Source organism: Methanocalculus sp. MC3, assembly GCF_054767395.1.
In genome coordinates, this window is record NZ_BAABMP010000001.1 from 90,390 (window position 1) to 109,328 (window position 18,939).

An 18,939-nucleotide genomic window follows, 5' to 3' on the forward strand; every position below is an offset into this window, starting at 1 on the left:
CTTCCTGGCAACCATTTTTCGAACAGAAGCGAGGTTTCATCTCTTCAGGAATGAAAAAACAACTGCATGTCACAGGAACTTACCCTTCATTTTACTGCCCGCGAGGATGCCCAGCAGTCTGTTCGCATCCTGAAGAAGTCAGGATCATCTGCCCGTCTCACTGTTGAGACGACACTCACCTCTCTGGAGGTGGCTTTTGGCACAATAGATTCGTTTGGGGCGTTTATTGGTTCATTATCTCATGAGGATGAGGGGGATGAAGAGGCGCTTGGGATCGCTTCTGAGATTGTCAGGCTTGAAGAGGAAGCATTCTCCCGGATCATTTCTGCGATAAAAGCTGACGGGGGCAGCTATCTCAGGGCCGCATATGAGAAGACCGATTCACTCTCTGATGAGGAACTGGCTTCCCTTACGCAGGATGCCCGCAGGGTTCTTGAGTATGTCAGGGATGGGTATGTAGAGGAGAAAGATGATCGCCTTCATGTCGTCAGGGAGGTTGATTCCGGGAGCCATATGATTGCTGTCCCGATTCCGCTCCTCCTCTTCCCTGAGAAAGAGGCACTTGAGGAGGCAGGGTTAAGGGGTGAGCGGGTTGTTTCATCAGAGACGCTCTTCTCTGTCCAGTTAGGGATTGATGTGATCTTCAGTTCGGATCCAACAGATCTCATTGATTCGATCCAGGGAACGAATCCTGAAGAGGAAAGTTTTGTTGCATTTCTCGAGCAGTTCTTCCTCCTGCTTACCCTGGCTGACGAGATCGTCTCGCTGATTCAGGAAGGTGCGGCAACACTGCTTGAAATCACTCAGAATATATCCGGGAAAACGGTACCCATTGATGAAGAAGCATATCCTCTCAGGTTTGATGTATCACAGGAGATGGTGCAGCAGCTTGTGGATGCACTCCGCTCTGCCGGGAGGATCACCGGAAAGGATGGGCGGTTGAAGGTTCGATAATAATAAAATTTATATACTTTCCATCCAATCATCGGTCTGGTGAGCATATGGCATACCGATGGAAGAATAAAATCGAGGTTGATGAAGCAGTTGTCGTGGTGATGAATTCTCTTGAGAAGGGTCCGGATCTCTCTCCGTGGCTTGTCAGGACGATTACTGCGGCGATCGATGATTCGGATCCGGCACTTGGCACCTACTTCTTTGAGGAGATCAACAGGCATGCGCCGGGTGCTGTCCGGTTCTTTATGACTGAAGATTGAATGGGGTTTGTATAAGGTTGGGGACAACTCCTCCATTCTCTTTTAATGAAAACCCGGACCAACCCTCCAAAAGCTAATGGCTTAATCATGCGGGAAGCTAACCTGTATATGGTTGAGTGAGGATGCAACACGAATGCAATGATCCGGTATGCCAGATGCATATCCGGCCGGGGATGACGGTATCGGAGCTTGTCGATGCGATGGGTGCAGCTGGTGCATATAACGGGGGATCGCTTGCCGAGGCGGTCTCTATCACCGAGGCGATGTTCTCTGATCCAAAGGCAACGCGGTTTTTTGGCCTTGCCGGGGCGATGGTGCCTGCCGGTATGGGTGGAATTGTCTCGGATCTCCTTGAATGCGGATATATTGATATTCTCGTATCAACCGGAGCCAACCTGACGCATGATATCATCGAGGCGATCGGGTGCCACCACTATCATGGAACCGAGATATGTGATGATGTCGATCTCAGGCACGAGCAGATCAACCGTATCTATGATGTCTATCTTCCGACCGAGGCATTCGAGCGGTTCGAGGAGTTTATGCAGGAGGTCTATTCCGAACTCCCAGAGGGCTCGGTCATCTCAATATCCTCCCTTCTCCGGCATATCGGAGAGCGGCTGGACTCCGGGATCCTTGCCACAGCAGCACGGAAAGGTATTCCTGTCTATTGCCCCGCTATCCAGGACTCAATGATAGGCCTCCAGTACTGGCTCTTCTCGCAGTCGGGCCGGGTTGTTATCGATGCGTTCCTTGATATGAAGGATCTGATGAACCGGTGCTTCTCGCTTGAGCGTGCCGGGGCACTCCTTGTCGGTGGCGGTGTTCCAAAGAACTTCATCTTCCAGAGCATGCTGATGACCGAGAATGGTTTCTCCTATGCCGTGCAGCTCACCGGCGATCGCCCCGATCTTGGCGGCCTCTCCGGGGCAACTCTTGACGAGGCACGTTCCTGGGGCAAGATCAACGAAGAGGCACGTGCAATGACGGTCTATGGGGATGCAACGATCACGCTGCCACTGCTTATTGCCGCCACCCTGGAGAGGCTGGTAACATGAGTACCCTGATCCTTGCCCTCGATGCCACCTCACGGGACAGGGCACTCGCGATTGCAGAATCGACTGCCCAGTACGTTGATGCGATCAAGATCGGCTACCCTCTTGTCCTTGGAGCAGGATTGTCGGTTGCCGGTGAGATTGCTGCACTCGGCGTTCCGGTGATTGCGGACTTCAAGGTGGCGGATATTCCAAATACCAACACACTCATCTGTGATTCTGTCTTTGATGCCGGCTGTTCAGCTGTTATCTGCCATGCATTTCCGGGGAGTGACTCGCTTGCCGCCTGTGTCGAATCCGCACATGCACATGGGGGAGAATGTTTTGTCGTCTGTGAGATGAGCCACCCCGGAGGAGCGGAATGGTTCTCCGGGGGGGTGGCCGAATCGTTCTGCAGGATGGCCGCTCTTGCCGGAGCAGACGGGATCATTGCACCGGCGACCCGGCCCGCCCGTATTGCGGCACTCCGGGAGCTTGTGGGTGCGATGAAGATCTATTCTCCCGGTGTTGGTGCCCAGGGTGCATCTCCTGAAGATGTAAAAGAGCTTGTGGATGGTGTGATCGTCGGCCGTGCAATTTATGGCGCAGAGGATCCCGGGGCCGCCGCAGCAGAGTACGCCCGCCGCTGCCGATGATGAGAAATTCGTTCTGACACCGGTTTATCGGTGGGTGATGAACCCTATGAGTCACTCTGAGGCAGACTGATCCCATGTCCCGTAGTGCCTGAATCTCCACTCTGTGTATCAGGGGGAATATTGATAGCTTCTGCGGGTGCATGCCATGTATGCGGCGGTGTCCACAGTGCGGAAGCAATGATCTCTTTCAGACTGTCGGAGGTTATATCCTAAGTTTGCCACTTTAGGTTCAGCCGCCCAATGGGAGCATCCACTACAGTGATCTCACTTTCCCAGAATTTCATCGGGAAACTGTATTTGACAGTTGACGATTTTCCAATCAAAAAATCATGTAACCGTCCAATTATGCCATAAAATCAGCGTGTTGATGGCATCAAAATTGGAGTGAATGAACCTTTTTGTCTTCCTCCTCCAGGAATCAACCGTAACTGTCAAATTCGTTAGCGCCTTTTTGATGAATTTCGTTGACGTATGCTTTAGTTCTGGGATCTCAAATCGGATCAAAGAGATAAACAACTGTGCAATAAACCCAATGATTAGCGCACCGTAAATGCTGTTATCAGTCCATACACGCAATGGTTTGATCTCGATCTCGTTCTTGAGAGAATTGAATATCTTCTCGATCGAGTCCTTTTTTCGATAGGTCAGAAGGGCCTCAATAAGTGTCAAATTCTTACTCGATTTCAGGCAGAAGAATCCCTCTCTACCGGTGATGAACTTATCTTCAAGAAGCCTGACGGCATCATCTTCTGAGAGTTCAATCAGCTTTGTCTGGATGGAGTAATCCACATCAACAAGAAGATTGTTTATCCGGAATCGCTTTGGAAGACCCTTATTCTTGTCAATACTTTCCTGAATGGCCTTCGCTTCTTTTATCTCTCGCACAACTTTTCTGGCCCTGGATTCCAGCTGCTCTTTCTGCAGTTTTTCTGAGAAGTAGAGGTAGTTCGTACTGTTTGGCTTCTCAATTTTAATCCCGCGAATTCCTGACTCCTCATCAACCATCTGAGGATTATATGTCTCAAATCTGGCGATTATCTTGTCGTCGCTCTTGTTGAGCTTCTTTCCGGTGATGTATTGCATATTATCTGCCCGGATCATCTGGGTATTGGCGACACTGTTCGCTCCTTTGTCAAATATTACCAGAGAATCCTCTCTGAGCCTGCCGCTTGATTGCTGATAGGTCTTCTTGAAGTGGATCTGATCATTGAGATTGCCGGGTTCGATTGTCAGCCCAATCGGGACATTGATTGGGTCGGCAAGTTCTGTGATACCAACGGTGATCTGTTTTTTATCTGGCCGATGATCCCGACTGTAGCCATACTTTCCAAGCGGCGCCTTAGTACCATGAAGAACAATGCTGGTCCAGTCCATGTTGATGTTAGTATGCTCAAAATCATACCTCTCAAACAGGATATCCTGGATGTCGGAGATGATCTCTTCCCGGTTGGCACCAAGGGTTTCAAGGACACGGTAGAGTGTTCTTTCGCTGAATGGAGGGAGAGAGAATTCGGTAAGCACTTCAGGACGGTTGATCCATTCGTGAGACCGCTTTATGCTGAAGTTATCCGTCATTTTGTAGCTGACAAGAGCTTGAAGCAAATTATTGATGTCGAGACCTCTCGTTTTGTGTTTCCCGAAAACAGAGGGGAAATTCAGGGTTTCATACAGCCTTTCAATGAGGAGAAGCGTGCCGATAGGAAAGGATATATTCTCATTCGGTTCAATCTGATTAGTTCTTAGTTTTGTTTGCATTTTTGTCGATACAAACATCACTAAGAACTGACTTATTTCTTGTTAATGGCAAAGTTGGGTTATATTGGATCAGAGTGGCGCTGCAAGCGATGCGGATACCAGGGAGCATTCGTTGTTGAATCCGAAGAGGAGATGCCGCATCCGGAGGCTCCAAAAACCGAATCTCCCGGTATGAATATCCCGCTCTGGATCAGGATACTCGCGATCATATTTCTTCTTATCATCATCTGGATCGCCCTGCCCCGGTGGTAGCTCAGGTATGAAGTACCGTACTGATGGGGTGTCTTCTATGACAAACATCTGATGCGCGTTTGATTTTTTTTAGTCTTTTGAATCCTTTAATCGATAAAATAACTGATAATTTCTGGAATTTGTAATGATCAATGAGGTTAATTAAACCCATGGTTCATTGTAGAGGTCTGCTATCTCAGAATTCTGTCATTCATCATTTAAATACAAAATACGGTGATAGATGCGATTTTAATTGTTCTCTAACAGGGTCAATCCGCACAAAGAAATGCTCCTCTTCTCAGGGTATGGATGGTTGTTTGAAGATAATTAACCTGTAAATGATAGTATTGTTAATTAAAAATTATTTACTAATGCAAAATGATAGTATTTATAAATTGATTTTCTGACCGTTATAATGCAGAGTGTCTCACAATAGTATCTCTCTATCAGAAGCTTCTGGAAAATTTTGTGTTCAGAAGATATGGTATATCAAAAATGGTGAATACATGTCAACGTTCATACATTCTATTTCAAATACATACCTCATTCTTCGTCCGTTTCTCAACCGAAAGGTTGTGAGTTCGCTGTTGATTTACGGAATTTTACCATTGCTATTTATCATCACTCTTTTTTTAGGTCATTTCGAAATATCTCCATTACAAGTCATAAAAATCCTTATAGCTCCAATAGCCAATCTTTTCCCCGGTAATCTCCTCCATATCAATCCCGACTGGACAGTAGCAGAACAGAATATCATCTATCAGATCCGACTTCCCAGAGCGATTGCAGCGGTGCTTGTTGGAGGTGGACTTGCAATTGCAGGTACAGCCTATCAGGGTCTCTTTAAAAATCCGCTTGTTTCCCCTGATATTCTGGGTGTCTCCTCGGGTGCCGGGTTTGGTGCGGCATTTGCACTCCTTCTCTCGGCCAGCTCATTGGTTGTGCAGCTATCAGCGTTCTTTTTTGGTATTGTTGCTGTTACAATCACGTATTTCCTTAGTAGAGTCTATCGCAGAACGCCAACCCTTATCCTTGTTTTATCCGGTATTATCGTCGGAGCTTTCTTTACCGCATTAATATCACTCACCAAATATGTTGCCGATCCCTATGATAAACTCCCCGCGATCACCTTCTGGCTGATGGGAAGCCTCGCATCGGTTAGATATACCGAGCTCTTCCTAATTGCTCCCCCACTTCTCATTTCAACATCAATTCTCATTCTGATCAGATGGAGGATCAACCTGCTTGCCGTTGGTGATGATGAAGCACGGACACTAGGAATCGATACGAAACGGATGTCACAGGTGATTATACTCTGTTCTACCTTCATCACCGCCGGGGCGGTATGTATTGCGGGCATCATCGGATGGGTTGGCCTTGTCGTTCCCCATCTTGGCCGGATGCTTGTTGGACCTGATAATAAAAAGTTGATTCCGGTCTCATTTCTTCTTGGGTCATCCTATCTGCTTGTTATTGATACCATTGCACGGAATCTGACGAGTACTGAGATCCCTCTTGGAATACTCACCGCGATCATCGGGGCACCATTCTTTGCATATCTGCTGGGTAAGCGTTCGGTGGGATGGACATGATTTTAGAAGTAGCGAATGCCGGTTTTTCCTATCCCGGGGGATCGCCGATCTTTTCGGATGTCTCGTTCTCTCTCAAGGGTGGTGAGGTACTCTGTATTCTGGGTCCTAACGGGATAGGAAAATCCACCCTCATCCGGTGCCTGGCAAATTTGCATTCCCTCTGTGATGGATCGATACACCTCTTTGGGAAGGATATGGCAAAAACCAGACCCGTTGATATTGCAAAAAAGATCGGGTATGTTCCACAGGCTCATGAGATCGTCTTTCCCTTTTCAGTCAGGGATTTTGTGCTGATGGGAAGGGCTCCCCACCTTGCGGCATTCTCCTCTCCTGGAAGGGAGGATTTTCAAAGAGCTGACGAGAAGATCGAACTCGTCGGGATCACAAAGATCGCAGAAAAGCCGGTGAACGAGATCTCAGGGGGGGAGTACCAGCTTGCTGTCATTGCCCGTGCCCTGACGCAGGATCCATCGATTCTGCTCCTTGACGAACCAACGTCGCATCTTGATTTCGGCAACCAGATTAAGGTACTCGATATCATCGACAGATTGGTGGAGACAGGTCTCTCGGTTATTATGAGCTCGCATTTCCCCGATCATGCTTTCCTTACATCCAATAACGTTGCCATCATGCAGTATGGCTCTTTTATGGCATATGGCCTGGCTGAAGATGTCGTTACCGAGGAGAACCTGAGACAGACATATGGGGTGGATGTCTCGATTAGCTTCAGTCCAAATGTTGCCCGCCATATCTGTGTGCCGCACAGGTCAGGAAAGTGCCGGTGCCATGATGAGATACACTCCATATGCAGGCACAATCAAGAGGAGATTGCCTGTGCCGGGGGGATGATGATGAGATAAGATCTTTATCATCTTCTGTTATGGCTGTCATCTGCTTACCCGGATACGTCTGATATGAGTATTGTGAGAGTATGAAGAGAAACCGATTGACAAATTGATCGCAATTCCTGTGAATATAGGTGAAATTATGAAGAAAACGCTATCATATGGAGTAATAACAACAATTCTTATGATGATCTGTCTGGCTACCCTGTCATGTGGTTGTACAGATGCCCAGACCGTTTCTGATCAGAGAGGAAGTACTACAAAGATCATCACGGATATGGCAGGTCGAACCCTGGAGGTTCCGTTGAAGATTGATCGGGTCATCAGCACCGTTCCCATGACCACATTTGCTGTGTATGCACTTGCACCTGAGAAACTGATCGGGATCAATATGAATCCAAATAAAATCAATGGTGAAGTGTATATTTCAGATCAGTTCCGAAGCCTTCCTAACATTGGCGGGTGGTTTGGAAAGCAGACCGGAAATTATGAGGTCTTCATGTCTATGAACCCGGATATCATCATTGCAGGAGAAGGCATAGGCGATTTTGCAACTGTGCTCGAAGAACATCAGCAGGTATTTGGTAATATTCCTGTTGTCGGTGTGCTGGATGCCAGAGATTCACGGGGATACGATAATGCGCTGATCTTCCTTGGTACACTTCTGGGTGAAGAAGAGAAGGCAGATGAGCTTGTGGAGTTCTATACGAGGGTATTATCAACCGTTACAGATCGTGTCTCCGTTATCCCGGAGGATGAGCGAGTCCGGGTCTATTATGCAGAAGGTCCAAAAGGGTTAATGACCGATCCAACCGGCTCTTTCCACTCTGAATTGATTGAAGTTGCAGGCGGGATCAATGTCGCAGACTGTGATGTCCTCCCTGGCGTTGGCCAGACGCCTGTTTCAATGGAGCAGGTGACAAGATGGAATCCTGATGTCATCATCGTCAGTGATCCCCCGTTCTATGCAGCGGTCTATTCCGATACGCTCTGGCAGTCGATTTCTGCGGTCAAAAACAAGCGGGTCTATCTCGTCCCCCAGTCACCATACCCCTGGTTTGACCGTCCACCAGGTATCAACCGGATCATCGGCATTCCCTGGATCGCAAAAATTCTCTATCCTGAGATATTCAGTGATCTGGATATGCCTGCGCTTACGAAGGAGTTCTATCTGAAGTTCTATCATTACGAGCTTTCTGAGGATCAGTTGAACACCCTTCTGGTCCCCCCGCTTCGATAGATGGTTTTTTGTCATAGAGTATCTTCGTTACACAACAGGATTATGGAAGGAAGAATGGATGTATGAAAACGGGAGATCCCTCATCTCCTAACAAATATTTTGGGATGTATCTAATGTCAGAGTCAATAGATAAACCGTTTAATGCAGATGGTGCAAAGAAGATGGATTCAATCGCAAAAGGTCCTTTTGCACCGATTTACCCGATAATTGCCGATCAGATTATGGATGTTTGCAAAATCACCAGTGGATCATGTATCGATCTCGGCTGTGGCCCTGCTCATCTTGCAATTGCGGTTGCCAGAGTGAGTGATCTTGCAATTGATGCGGTTGATAGTTCCCCTGATATGCTCACGATTGCAACTGAGAATATTAAGGAGGCAGGGCTATCCGGATGTGTAAGGGTTGTGAATGGAGATGTTCACGCTCTTCCCTATGAAGACTCTTCGGTTGATATCATCATCAGCAGAGGCTCTCTCTTCTTCTGGAATGATCTAAATAAAGCCTTTTTGGAGATATACCGGGTCCTTCGCCCGAATGGAAGGACATTTATTGGGGGAGGATTTGGAACAGATGCTCTGAAAGAGGAGATCTTCCGGAAGATGCGTTCAATTGATCCAAAATGGGAAAAGAATGCAGAAAAACGGTTGAAAATGCAGCAGTCCGATAAGATCCCAAAGGCGCTTGAAGCTGCTGGTGTTGCTGACTATGAGATCCGCCGTGATCTGGCAGGTTTCTGGATAATCATGAGGAAGTGAGTTTCATTGCGCTGTACTCTATGTGAAGTTGCGTGTTCGATCCCTGAAGGGGGATATGGCAGATGCAGTATGTATACGAACAATGGCTCTGCTATCGTCGAGCGGTATCCAGATTCCTTCCTTGCAGCTGCTCCAATCAGTATTGAGACACTACCGCTGCTTCATTTTTCCCCGGGAGGCAAATTTCTCCAGGTCTGTACGGTCGGTTGTAACCTTACCTGCCAGGGGTGCGTCTCTGAGATTCTTGTTCGCCATGCCGAGTCGCTTGGGAGTTCAGATAAAGCTCTGAAAATACGTGATGTCATCAGGATGGCTCTTGAAGAGGGGTGTATGGGTATTGCCTTTGCTCTAAACGATGTTATCGTCTCATTACCAACCTTCTACAGGCTGGCTGAAGCTGCACACCAAAACGGGCTTCTGATTGGATGCTCGACAAATGGATATATGACCGAATCCTCGGCAGCTGCACTTCTCCCTCATGTTGATTTTGTCAATATCGGATTGAAGGGTGTGAGTGCTGAACGGTATCGTTCCTGCGGGGCGAAGAGTGCGGATCCCGTCTATCGAACGATCCGTATGCTCCATGAAGGTGGCGTGCATGTCGAGGTTTCTCTGGTGCATATGAATGGCGGAGAGGATGAGGTGACAGGCACCGCCTCAAGGATTGCGGCTATCTCACGGGATATTCCCCTTCAGATAATGCGTTTTGTGCCTTTTGGGGATGCTGATCTCGTTCTTGAACCGACAATCTATGATAGTGAGGCATTATGTGAGCGTCTAAAACTCATGCTCTCCTGGGTTTATCTCTTCAATTCACCAGGTACTGACTATCTGACAACATATTGCCCTGAATGTTTCAGCCCGTGTATCGAGCGGGAATTTTATGGGCCGATGGGATCGCATATAACTGGGAATGTAAAGAAGCAATGCACGTGCGGGTATCATCTCCCTGTCAGGGGGATCATCCATAGGGAGAGCTTCTCAGAGTCTGGTATGATGGGAGGGTACCGGATAACGAGAGGGCTTGAGATGATATGGGCTATCCTCCATTGCCTTCAGGTTCAGGATAATGACACACTCGCCAGAATCTGGGCTGAGGTGCTTCAAAGCGGGATGCTGAAGAAAGAACTTCATGACAGGATGAACAATATTGAAGCATATGATGACCTCATTATGGATCTTGCCACCCGTTCTGGTATGATTGAGGAAGGCCAGGAACTGTCTGCGTATATTCGAACACGATATGAAAGCGTCCGAAGCAAGGTTGAATCCGCCCCCAAACCACGCGTATATTATGCCATGGGCCATCCACTCTTTGCCATTAATCCTGGCCGGTTTGAGGGTAGGCTCGTTGAGGCTGCCGGAGGCGAATATGTCAATAAAGCGATAGGAAAGGAGGGAAAACCCGGCATCAATATCTCCCGTGAGGAGATGATGGGGTTGAATCCCGAGTTTATCTTCACTTCAGGTTTTATCTCGTCTTCGGTGAGTGATACCTCCCGTTATTGTATGGAACATACTATTGATGTTCCGGCTGTCAGAGAGGGGAATATCTATTCGATGCACCCTACGTGGGACTTTGGAAGTCCTCGCTGGATTCTTGGTCTGATGACGATTGCAAATATTCTCCATCCCGATCGCTGCCAATTTGATATTGAAGATGAAGCACATCAGTTTTACACAAGGTTCTATGGGATACCCTATACATCAGTCTCGCCAAACCGGTCATTTGCACAACCCGGGGTTTTGCATGATTGATACGGTCTTCTGATGGCTGAATCCTTTCACCAGATCTTTTTTTTTGCATCAACCCGCATCCTTTTATCCACCTTCTCCCTAATACTCCGCATGCACCTGAGTGACGAACAGAAGAAGGCGATCGAGCGGTATTCCAGCCTTGATGACATCCCGGCGGATGAGCGGAAGTACAAATGCCATACCTGCCATCATATCGTGGATGAGGAGCCGTGCCCGGCCTGTGGCGAGACGAATCTCCAGCTGATGTGCCCGGTAGATCACTGCCACTGCCCGCACGATATCGTTGAGTCCCTTGAATACTGCCCGCTCTGTGGTGCTCCGGTCTGTCCCGAGTGCGGATCACATGATGTCTCCCAGATCTCGCGGATCACAGGATACCTCTCCGATGTCACCGGTTGGAATGCTGCAAAACAGCAGGAACTTAAAGATCGGGCCCACTACGATATTGGATGAGATATTATCTCCGTGAGAGCACTCTGGTGATTCGGGGGGATTTTGATGCCCTCAGCTCAGGGATCGGTGGCGGATCCGGCAGGGTTACGACCCTCCTGAACCATACGGTGCCGTATGGCTATGATGCGCCTGAGCCGGAGCGGACGCTTGGCCTGGTTGCCGCCTCATTTGGTCTTGGCAACTCTTTCTTCGGACTGATGACGGCAGTGTCGATGCGGCACCTGGTAGTGCTCCGATATGATTTTCTGACCCTCTTCATCACCGCCGGAACGACCCACCCGACACCGGAGGGGCCCGGCACCATCAATATCATCATCACAAGTACCGAAGGGTTCTCCGGATCCGCCCTCGCCGGGGCGTTCATCACCGCCACCGAGGCGAAGGTGCAGGCGCTCCGGGATCGGGATCGCTCCTATACCGGTACAACATCGGATGCGATCATTGTTGCATCGGAGGGTGAGGTGAAACACAAGTACTCAGGTCCCGTCTCTGAAGCAGGCAGCCGGATCATGAGCGCTGTCCGGCATGGGGTGGCAGTGGCACTTGATCGGTATGAAGGGAGAGTCCTCTCTGATAAGCCTGCATTTATCATCTACAGCCGGTTCAATGGCGGGGGATGGGTTGAATGGTCGCCTGTGAACTGCCCGTACTATCCCTGCCATTTCAAGGGGCAGCGGTGCGATCTCTGTTACTGCCCCCTGTACCCCTGCGGTGATGAATCTCTTGGCAGCTGGGTGCAGAGTTCATCGGGCGGCAGGGTATGGGCCTGCACGGAATGCACATTAAACCATGAGCCGGAGGTTGTCCGGCATCTGAAAAGAAATCCTGAGGCGGCCCTGAGTGAACTGAAGGCCGTCTCAAAGAGAAAATAACTTACTCTACTGCGATCCCAAGTGCTGAAGCGAGCTCCTCCAGCGGGATACCATGCACCATTGCGGCTTCGCGGACGGTCTCGTTGTGTGCGATGGCGCACCCGAGGCACCCCATGCCAAAGCTCTGGAGGATGCCTGCGGATTCCGGTTTCTCTTTAACGAGTTCCATTATCGTTGAATCGAGGGTGATCGACATAGAGAAAATTATTGACCTGTGACCTATTTATCTTTGTGTCCCCTGACACTTTCACCCCCCGGTCAGATCTATTATAACCCCTGCCTGCAGATGCATTGTTGGAGATCATTATGGATACCCACGAGATAATAGCTAGAATCTCCCAAAAACTGAAAGCACAGGACATTGTTCCGGATTCAGAGCGTATTGAAGCAAAGATTAACCGCCTTGTATCCGAGTTCGGGGTGCCGCCGGCAGAAGCTGAACGGACAATCCTCCAGGATATCCTGAAGGAGCATGGTAAACAGATCCCAAAGCCCCAGACCTCTTCATCTTTGGATATGACGCGGATTGCCGACCTTTCTCCCGGGGAATGGGTCACCATCGAAGGAAAGGTTGTCTCGGTCACCGATCCGCCTTCCCCTGCTGTTGCCCAGAAAGGAATTATTGCAGATGAATCCGGTGCAATCGGGTTTGTTATCTTTGCAAAAGGTGCCCCGGCACTTCTGAAGGCCGGTGAATGGTACAGGCTGGAGTCTGCTGTCGTCGACGAGTTCCGTGGTCTTGCGAACCTCAAGATCCACTCAGGTACAACCGTCACTCCGATCAACGAAGACCGCACGGTGACTCCTGTTTTCACCAGCATCGCTGACCTCTCTCCTGGTATCGCCTCGATAAAGGGGAAAGTTATCCAGAACTGGGAGGTCAGGCATGACCGGATGCAGCAGACCGGGCTTATTGGGGATGAGACCGGAACGGTGAAATTCCTCGTCTGGAAAGGGGGATCTGACCAGCAGCTTGCAATCGATCAGGTGTACTCTCTCCGTTATGCAGCAGTAGAGGAGTATAACGGCCGCCTCTCGGTAACCATCGATCCCGCTTCCTGCTCTCCGCTTGAAGATGGTGATATCGAAGTCCAGTCAACGGCTCCCGGTGCAATGGAGGAGGCACTCCCCCGGATAGAGGGGAAGATCATCTCTGTTGAATCGTCTGTCTCGGATGCAATTGCCGCACAGGGGATCATCGCAACAACTGAAGGTGCATATGCCTTTACCCTCTGGGCAAATGCCGGTATTTTGCCTCCTGAAAAGGGAATGTGCTATGCGATCGAGGGAGCCTCAAAAGGTTCATTCCGCGGCGCATCCCGGATATCTATGGGGGAAGGTGCACTGATCACCCCGATTGAGGATCGTTTCTTTCCACCCCCTCCACAAACAACGGTTGCCGATCTCTCACCCGGGATAGCCTCAATACGGGTTAAACTCGTCCAGGAGTGGGAAAGCCGGAGCGAAAGGATGCTCCAGACTGGTCTTGTCGGTGATGAGACTGGTGTTCTGAAGTTCATCCTCTGGAAGAATGAGGGTGTGGAAAAACTTCAGGAGAATACCGTCTATAACTTCTTCTATGCTATTGTTGATGAGTATAATGGACGATTATCTGTTAACCTGACCCAGGCGACTGCCCTTCCCGAAGAGGAGGGAGATATAGAGATTGCCCGTGATGGAACAGCGATCCAGGGCGCACTCGTCCATATCGCATCAGGATCGGGGATCGTGAAACGCTGTCCCGAGGAAGGGTGTAACCGTGTCCTCTCCCGCCAGAACTTCTGCCCGATCCATGAGTTCAAACCTGATTTCAAGTATGATCTCCGGATCAGGGGTACCCTGGATGACGGCCATATCGCACGGAACATCCTGCTTCCGCGTGAAGTGGTTGAATCTCTCTTCCAGATGACTCTTGCCGAGGCACAGGAGATTGCCGAGAACCAGCCGCTTGGAGCAGATGAAGTGATCCGCCAGCTTAACGAGCGGGCACTCGGCCGATACCTGAAAGTCACCGCCCGCCAGTTTGAAGATCTCTTTATTGCCAACCATGCTGAATGGCTTACCCCTGACATGAGCAGGCAGACTGCCCTTCTGAACCGTGCAGGAGGCGATCTCGCATGACACAAGCGCGTACCCAGAGTTATGTCCGTGAACCGGCAAAGCGTGTCTTTGCCGCGGAACTCCGCGATGCCCGCCACTCCTTCCGGGAAGGCGATGATGAGAAGAGCCCGACCTATATCCTCCTCCCGACAGGCGAGCGTTCAAACCGGATCTTCATCGTCGGTTCGCTCACACAGAAGGAGAAGCGTGGTGAACAGCACAGCATGTATCTAGCACGGGTTGCCGATCCTACCGGCACCTTCTTTGTCAGTGCAGGATCATACCAGCCCGAGGCGATGCAGCAGATCGCAAAACTCGAATCCCCGGCCTTTGTTGCAGTTGTCGGGAAGCCGAATGCATATGAGACACCTGACGGCAATGTCCTCATCTCGGTTCGTGCCGAGACGGTGACCGCAGTTGATCGGAATATGCGGGATCTCTGGGTGCTTGACTGTGCCGAGGCGACCCTTGACCGTATTGATGCGTTCGAGAAGAGCCCCGATGCCGAAGCAGCACAACGGGAATACAACCCGAATCTTGAATCCTATAAAAAGATGGTCTATGACGCCTTAACGGCGATCAGACAATAATTTTCTCTTTTTTCCAACCGTCCCACGCCTCGATGATCTCTTCGCCAGTAACAAACGGAAAGCCATGCTCCTCTCCATATGCCCGTGCCTTATCTTTCCCAAGGGCGTTTCCGGTCTCGTCATCGAGCATCTCACAGACGGTGACGGCCGGAGTCACCCCCGCCATGATGGCAAGGGCGATCGAGAGCTCGGTCTGGCCCTGCCGCTGGTCAAGGAGGGTATCTGCTGCACGGAGCAGTGCGGAATGACCCGGAGTGCGGAATTCTTTTCCGAATGGCGGGAGTCCGCCCCCGTTCATGGCTGATTGGACGTGTTCTGCGACCTTTGTGATCGTCAGGGCACGGTCATGGTCGGTGATGCCGGTGAAGGTCTCGCGGTGGTTCACCCAGAGCGAGAATGAGGAGTGGTTTTTCCGGTCATAGGGGACATCCCCCTCCTTCTCCCCAAGCTCGCCGCACCGGGAGAAGACATCTGTTGCAAACGGGAGACCGAGTCTCTTCGCCGCTTCCGGATGGATTGCGGTGCAGATTAAGCCCCCGCCATCCTTTCTCATTCTGAGAATATCCTGCGATGTCACCGCATCTGATCGGATCGAGAGATCGGTCTCGCGTTCCCGGTTGTCAAAGTCGTAGATGAGGACGAATTTCCCCTCTCTGAGTGCATTGATTGCGTCGTTAATCATATCCGATCTCCACCTCGATAATATCGTTATCTTCCAGCCCGAGTTCGTCCCTGAGCGGCACACCGGCAATGAGTTCGATGATATCCTCAGGGTAATGCGTCCTGCCTGGCACAATCAGGGCACAGGGGATCCCCTTGATCCGGCAGGGGAGGCAGCGTGCCTCACCAAATGTCCTGTGCTCGTCTGAAAAGCCTGGAATTGTCGTCCATTCAAGGGAATCAAGTTTCTTTCGTACTGGAATACTCTGCTGGATCAGCCTGAGATTCAGGGTGCCGGGGTATGGTTCAAATCCGCAGTTCATCCTGAACTGGTTTTTGTAATGGTCAAGGGACATGTAGTACCGGCCTTCCCCAAGCCCGGAGATGACCGCTCCTTTCAGGATGAAATGCCCGCCGGTTCTTGAGAAGATCCGGCAGTACTCGGCATGTTCACGCCTGAGGATCTCCTCCCCGGTTTTTGTCACCTCAACAGACTGGCCTGATGGATCGACGTTCCTTGTGATCAGGTGGGCTGAATCAAGCGACTTCAAACGGCGGGAGATCGTCTGTGGACTTGTCCCGAGGGTGGTGCCGAGGCTCTGGGTTGATATCCTGACCGGCCCGCGGCACCCCCCGAGAAGAGCAATTGCTTTTAGTACAGGAAGATCTCCCGCATCAGGCATCTGCATGATCATCAAATTTGGGAGGCTGCCTATTTATGGGTATCGAAACCGGTGAGGATCGGGGGTCGTCCGGGAACCCGCCTCATCGGGATCACTTCCGCCCCTTCAAGATTTCCTGCCGCCCAGAGGTAGCGCTCACGGACAGATGCAGGGAGATCTGTTTCCGGGATTGGGACAAATCCAAATCCGGAATAGAACTTTTTGAGGTGCTGTACTGCATACATCGTGAGTTCCTCGTTATAGCAGGCTTCAATAAGCGCTCCCACCACCTGCCGGGAGAATCCGCGGCCACGATAGGTTTCAGGGGTGTAGACGGCATCCACCTCATATCCGTCGGGATGCCGCCTGCATCGGGCAAGGGAGACGATCTGATCTCCGTCAAATGCACCAAATACCCGATCGGAATGTGGCTCTCCCTTCGTCTCATGGTAATCGATCCAGACCACATCTGCATCAGCAAACTCTTCTGATTTCAGTTCACGGATCTCAACTTTTCCGCCCCTCTGCTCCGGGATGAAGATCGGAATCCCTAATTCCAGTATGGAGGTACGATCAACTGCCGGGATCCTCCTTGGCAGGACGATGAGTGACGGGTGGAGGGTTGATGCGGCTTCTGCAATAGCTGTTGCCAGTCCGCTCTCCATTGGATGAACCGTAACGGCAGCCATTGGGGCATGGAGCGGAATATCCGGATCCGGATCCCCTTCGGTGAGGAGGTGTACCTGATATGCACTCACCTGGTCGAGAAAAGCCGCGATAACCTGTCCTGATCCTCGATCTGATGGCGCCCAGATGAGGAGGCAGTCGGTGATCGGCCGTGTATCCTCTTTGATCAGAGGAGGGATGAGCAATAGATCTCCCGGAGCAGCGAGCTCTTTCTCTGAGATGATCAGTGTCGCCTTTGACTCGCTTGCGAGACGTGCTGGTTCTCCTTCACCGATTGATCTGACCCGGATACCGGGGAGATCGATGATCCCGCCGTGAGGGATCATCACCTCACGTGCACCCGGAATCCTCTCAACCAGCGATTCGATTGCCGTCTTCTCCGGGTCAGCCATTACCAGAATACGTCGTGGATCCATCTTATCCTCCCCTCTTTCAGGTGATCCGGTACCCCTCCGGGGGAACAACCATCACAAACCGTGCACCAATACCCTCTCTCCCCTCTTCATGAATGGTGATCCCGGTGATGGCAAGAATCTCCCGTGTCAGGAAGAGACCCTGGCCGGATCGCTCGGTTCCCTCTGAGAAGAGTCTCTTCCTGGCATCATCCGGGATGCCGGGCCCGTTATCCTCAAAACAGATGAAACATTCACCCTCTCGGATCTGATACGTGATAACAAGGGCAGTAGCCCCCGCTGCTGCGGCATTCTCTATCAGATGCGTAAATGCTGCCGGAAGATGCGGATCGGCGAAGATCTCAAGCCGCTCTGTCCATGAATAAACGGTTATCCCTCCTGCATCAATCCTTGTTAAAACACCGGCAATCGTCTCCTGCACCGGCATCCAGGCAGATGGCCGGGATCCGATCTCACGGAAATCCCTGGATATGACGATCTGGCGCCTGATCCCATCGGCCGCTTTTTCGATCTCTTCAAGGAAGGTGAGAGTTGGCGGATCATCAAACCGGATACTTCCAATGGTGAGATGCCGGTACAGCTCTTCAAGCCGTTCCGAGAGTCCATGCCGGATGATCCCGCTCAGTGCTGTCAGCTGGCGGTTTGAGTTCTGGAGGGCGGATCGGATTCTTACCTCTTCGGTGATGTCGCGTATCGATTCGACAGCCCCGACGATCGCATTTCCTGTGTCATAGAAAGGGGTGGCTGCAATCTTCAGATGGGCACCTTTCCCATCATGCAATGCCGGAGCGATCACCTCAGCCTCCATCATATCCCCTCTCCTTCTGATCGCAGGATAACAGGTTTTCGCCTCGATCCCGGGGTTCATGGCACAGTCGATCAGGATTGGCCGCTTCTCTGCATAGAATGGAACCGAGTATGCGTACCCCCCCTTTCCAATCATCTTCATCTTCGGAATGCCTGTCATCTCCTCAATCGCCCGGTTCCAGGCGATCACTGTTCCGTTCTGGTCGATTGCAAAGGTTGCGTCCGGGAGAAACTCGATCAGATCATGAAGTTTCTGTTCGGACTGCCTCATTCGGATTGCCAGAAGCGATATGATCACTCCGATGATCACATAGACTGTTCCCCTTGCGATGATGTAGGCGGTGGTGAAGAGATCCTGGGGCATGAGCAGATATGCCGGGATACAGTAGATGATGGCAATCAGGAACGCAACAAAAGGGCCACGCCGGGGATACCAGTACCCGGCAATGATGATGGGGAAGTAGATCAGATGAGGAAAAACCGTGGTGATACCATACAAAAGCCCTATAACATTTGATGAGAGCGCCAGAATGGCAGCCACACCGACGATAATGATCCGCCGCCGCTCAATCGGATCGGAGAGGAATGGATGATTACGTGTTGCCATCTGCGCAC

The 18,939-nt window shown here is 50.7% G+C and carries 20 protein-coding genes; 14 read left to right on the forward strand and 6 right to left on the reverse strand.

Annotation, left to right across the window (positions count from 1 at the left end; genetic code table 11):
* Nucleotides 1-66: 66 nt before the first annotated feature.
* The 4 genes from ACYUBO_RS00445 (at nt 67) to pyrF (ending at nt 2,904) form a co-directional block, all read left to right on the forward strand.
* Nucleotides 67-954 carry a hypothetical protein gene (locus ACYUBO_RS00445; RefSeq protein WP_300332866.1) on the forward strand — a complete coding sequence of 296 codons (888 nt, stop codon included), beginning with the start codon at nt 67-69 and terminating at the stop codon, nt 952-954.
* A 47-nt stretch (nt 955-1,001) separates the two neighbouring features.
* A complete protein-coding gene (locus ACYUBO_RS00450; protein ID WP_300332863.1) occupies nt 1,002-1,214 on the forward strand; it encodes a hypothetical protein in 213 nt (70 codons plus the stop codon).
* A gap of 122 nt (nt 1,215-1,336) precedes the next feature.
* Nucleotides 1,337-2,272 (forward strand): deoxyhypusine synthase, encoded by a 936-nt coding sequence (locus ACYUBO_RS00455; RefSeq protein ID WP_460371530.1) that lies wholly within the window; start codon nt 1,337-1,339, stop codon nt 2,270-2,272.
* Nucleotides 2,269-2,904, forward strand: a complete 636-nt coding sequence (gene pyrF / locus ACYUBO_RS00460) for an orotidine-5'-phosphate decarboxylase (protein ID WP_460371532.1) — start codon at nt 2,269-2,271, stop codon at nt 2,902-2,904. The genes ACYUBO_RS00455 and pyrF overlap by 4 nt, the downstream gene beginning before the upstream one ends.
* A 327-nt stretch (nt 2,905-3,231) precedes the next feature.
* Here pyrF and ACYUBO_RS00465 read toward each other — a convergent pair whose 3' ends face one another.
* Nucleotides 3,232-4,659, reverse strand: coding sequence for an IS1634 family transposase (locus tag ACYUBO_RS00465; RefSeq protein WP_460371534.1), 1,428 nt, complete (start codon nt 4,657-4,659; stop codon nt 3,232-3,234).
* A 45-nt stretch (nt 4,660-4,704) separates the two neighbouring features.
* On the opposite strand from ACYUBO_RS00465, the gene ACYUBO_RS00470 reads away from it, so the two are divergent.
* From ACYUBO_RS00470 to ACYUBO_RS00505, 8 genes are all read left to right on the forward strand, one after another.
* Complete coding sequence (locus tag ACYUBO_RS00470; RefSeq protein ID WP_460371536.1) at nt 4,705-4,911, forward strand: hypothetical protein; 207 nt, start codon at nt 4,705-4,707, stop codon at nt 4,909-4,911.
* Nucleotides 4,912-5,396: 485 nt separating this feature from the next.
* Nucleotides 5,397-6,482 carry a FecCD family ABC transporter permease gene (locus tag ACYUBO_RS00475; protein ID WP_460371538.1) on the forward strand — a complete coding sequence of 362 codons (1,086 nt, stop codon included), beginning with the start codon at nt 5,397-5,399 and terminating at the stop codon, nt 6,480-6,482.
* A complete protein-coding gene (locus ACYUBO_RS00480) occupies nt 6,479-7,342 on the forward strand; it encodes an ABC transporter ATP-binding protein (RefSeq protein WP_460371540.1) in 864 nt (287 codons plus the stop codon). Before ACYUBO_RS00475 ends, ACYUBO_RS00480 begins: the two co-directional genes overlap by 4 nt.
* Before the next feature lie 127 nt (nt 7,343-7,469).
* Entirely contained in the window at nt 7,470-8,567 is a 1,098-nt protein-coding gene (locus ACYUBO_RS00485; RefSeq protein WP_300333966.1) for an ABC transporter substrate-binding protein, read from the forward strand.
* A gap of 113 nt (nt 8,568-8,680) precedes the next feature.
* Nucleotides 8,681-9,322 carry a class I SAM-dependent methyltransferase gene (locus tag ACYUBO_RS00490; RefSeq protein WP_300333963.1) on the forward strand — a complete coding sequence of 214 codons (642 nt, stop codon included), beginning with the start codon at nt 8,681-8,683 and terminating at the stop codon, nt 9,320-9,322.
* Between the two features lie 69 nt (nt 9,323-9,391).
* Nucleotides 9,392-11,080, forward strand: coding sequence for a radical SAM protein (locus tag ACYUBO_RS00495; RefSeq protein ID WP_460371543.1), 1,689 nt, complete (start codon nt 9,392-9,394; stop codon nt 11,078-11,080).
* A gap of 90 nt (nt 11,081-11,170) precedes the next feature.
* Nucleotides 11,171-11,533, forward strand: a complete 363-nt coding sequence (nrdD, locus tag ACYUBO_RS00500; RefSeq protein ID WP_300332409.1) for an anaerobic ribonucleoside-triphosphate reductase — start codon at nt 11,171-11,173, stop codon at nt 11,531-11,533.
* On the forward strand, nt 11,530-12,405 hold the full coding sequence (locus tag ACYUBO_RS00505; RefSeq protein ID WP_460371545.1) for an adenosylcobinamide amidohydrolase: 876 nt from the start codon (nt 11,530-11,532) through the stop codon (nt 12,403-12,405). Before nrdD ends, ACYUBO_RS00505 begins: the two co-directional genes overlap by 4 nt.
* A gap of 1 nt (nt 12,406) precedes the next feature.
* On the opposite strand, the gene ACYUBO_RS00510 is transcribed toward ACYUBO_RS00505, so the two are convergent.
* Nucleotides 12,407-12,601, reverse strand: a complete 195-nt coding sequence (locus ACYUBO_RS00510; RefSeq protein WP_300332405.1) for a DUF1858 domain-containing protein — start codon at nt 12,599-12,601, stop codon at nt 12,407-12,409.
* Nucleotides 12,602-12,711: 110 nt separating this feature from the next.
* Here ACYUBO_RS00510 and ACYUBO_RS00515 point away from each other — a divergent pair, with 110 nt between their 5' ends.
* Both ACYUBO_RS00515 and ACYUBO_RS00520 read left to right on the forward strand, forming a co-directional pair.
* Entirely contained in the window at nt 12,712-14,526 is a 1,815-nt protein-coding gene (locus ACYUBO_RS00515) for a hypothetical protein (protein WP_460371547.1), read from the forward strand.
* Nucleotides 14,523-15,095 carry an RPA family protein gene (locus ACYUBO_RS00520; protein WP_300333861.1) on the forward strand — a complete coding sequence of 191 codons (573 nt, stop codon included), beginning with the start codon at nt 14,523-14,525 and terminating at the stop codon, nt 15,093-15,095. The genes ACYUBO_RS00515 and ACYUBO_RS00520 overlap by 4 nt, the downstream gene beginning before the upstream one ends.
* Here ACYUBO_RS00520 and ribB read toward each other — a convergent pair.
* Genes ribB through ACYUBO_RS00540 form a run of 4 tightly spaced genes read right to left on the reverse strand, consistent with a single transcriptional unit; the run spans nt 15,085 to nt 18,931 of the window.
* A complete protein-coding gene (gene ribB, locus ACYUBO_RS00525) occupies nt 15,085-15,777 on the reverse strand; it encodes a 3,4-dihydroxy-2-butanone-4-phosphate synthase (protein WP_460371549.1) in 693 nt (230 codons plus the stop codon). The genes ACYUBO_RS00520 and ribB overlap by 11 nt on opposite strands.
* On the reverse strand, nt 15,770-16,438 hold the full coding sequence (locus ACYUBO_RS00530) for a DUF120 domain-containing protein (RefSeq protein ID WP_300333865.1): 669 nt from the start codon (nt 16,436-16,438) through the stop codon (nt 15,770-15,772). Before ACYUBO_RS00530 ends, ribB begins: the two co-directional genes overlap by 8 nt.
* A gap of 29 nt (nt 16,439-16,467) precedes the next feature.
* Nucleotides 16,468-17,520 carry a GNAT family N-acetyltransferase gene (locus ACYUBO_RS00535; protein WP_460371551.1) on the reverse strand — a complete coding sequence of 351 codons (1,053 nt, stop codon included), beginning with the start codon at nt 17,518-17,520 and terminating at the stop codon, nt 16,468-16,470.
* A gap of 16 nt (nt 17,521-17,536) precedes the next feature.
* The gene (locus ACYUBO_RS00540) at nt 17,537-18,931 is read right to left on the reverse strand and encodes a PAS domain S-box protein (protein WP_460371553.1); all 1,395 of its coding nucleotides are present in this window, start codon (nt 18,929-18,931) and stop codon (nt 17,537-17,539) included.
* Between the last annotated feature and the right edge of the window lie 8 nt (nt 18,932-18,939).

What these genes read in the sequence shown, in the direction of transcription:
- ACYUBO_RS00445 (WP_300332866.1), top strand. Translation starts at nt 67, where the DNA reads ATGTCACAGGAACTTACCCTTCATTTTACTGCCCGCGAGGATGCCCAG.
- ACYUBO_RS00450 (WP_300332863.1), top strand. Translation starts at nt 1,002, where the DNA reads ATGGCATACCGATGGAAGAATAAAATCGAGGTTGATGAAGCAGTTGTC.
- ACYUBO_RS00455 (WP_460371530.1), top strand. Translation starts at nt 1,337, where the DNA reads ATGCAACACGAATGCAATGATCCGGTATGCCAGATGCATATCCGGCCG.
- pyrF (WP_460371532.1), top strand. Translation starts at nt 2,269, where the DNA reads ATGAGTACCCTGATCCTTGCCCTCGATGCCACCTCACGGGACAGGGCA.
- ACYUBO_RS00465 (WP_460371534.1), bottom strand. Translation starts at nt 4,659, where the DNA reads ATGCAAACAAAACTAAGAACTAATCAGATTGAACCGAATGAGAATATA.
- ACYUBO_RS00470 (WP_460371536.1), top strand. Translation starts at nt 4,705, where the DNA reads ATGGCAAAGTTGGGTTATATTGGATCAGAGTGGCGCTGCAAGCGATGC.
- ACYUBO_RS00475 (WP_460371538.1), top strand. Translation starts at nt 5,397, where the DNA reads ATGTCAACGTTCATACATTCTATTTCAAATACATACCTCATTCTTCGT.
- ACYUBO_RS00480 (WP_460371540.1), top strand. Translation starts at nt 6,479, where the DNA reads ATGATTTTAGAAGTAGCGAATGCCGGTTTTTCCTATCCCGGGGGATCG.
- ACYUBO_RS00485 (WP_300333966.1), top strand. Translation starts at nt 7,470, where the DNA reads ATGAAGAAAACGCTATCATATGGAGTAATAACAACAATTCTTATGATG.
- ACYUBO_RS00490 (WP_300333963.1), top strand. Translation starts at nt 8,681, where the DNA reads ATGTCAGAGTCAATAGATAAACCGTTTAATGCAGATGGTGCAAAGAAG.
- ACYUBO_RS00495 (WP_460371543.1), top strand. Translation starts at nt 9,392, where the DNA reads ATGTATACGAACAATGGCTCTGCTATCGTCGAGCGGTATCCAGATTCC.
- nrdD (WP_300332409.1), top strand. Translation starts at nt 11,171, where the DNA reads ATGCACCTGAGTGACGAACAGAAGAAGGCGATCGAGCGGTATTCCAGC.
- ACYUBO_RS00505 (WP_460371545.1), top strand. Translation starts at nt 11,530, where the DNA reads ATGAGATATTATCTCCGTGAGAGCACTCTGGTGATTCGGGGGGATTTT.
- ACYUBO_RS00510 (WP_300332405.1), bottom strand. Translation starts at nt 12,601, where the DNA reads ATGTCGATCACCCTCGATTCAACGATAATGGAACTCGTTAAAGAGAAA.
- ACYUBO_RS00515 (WP_460371547.1), top strand. Translation starts at nt 12,712, where the DNA reads ATGGATACCCACGAGATAATAGCTAGAATCTCCCAAAAACTGAAAGCA.
- ACYUBO_RS00520 (WP_300333861.1), top strand. Translation starts at nt 14,523, where the DNA reads ATGACACAAGCGCGTACCCAGAGTTATGTCCGTGAACCGGCAAAGCGT.
- ribB (WP_460371549.1), bottom strand. Translation starts at nt 15,777, where the DNA reads ATGATTAACGACGCAATCAATGCACTCAGAGAGGGGAAATTCGTCCTC.
- ACYUBO_RS00530 (WP_300333865.1), bottom strand. Translation starts at nt 16,438, where the DNA reads ATGCCTGATGCGGGAGATCTTCCTGTACTAAAAGCAATTGCTCTTCTC.
- ACYUBO_RS00535 (WP_460371551.1), bottom strand. Translation starts at nt 17,520, where the DNA reads ATGGATCCACGACGTATTCTGGTAATGGCTGACCCGGAGAAGACGGCA.
- ACYUBO_RS00540 (WP_460371553.1), bottom strand. Translation starts at nt 18,931, where the DNA reads ATGGCAACACGTAATCATCCATTCCTCTCCGATCCGATTGAGCGGCGG.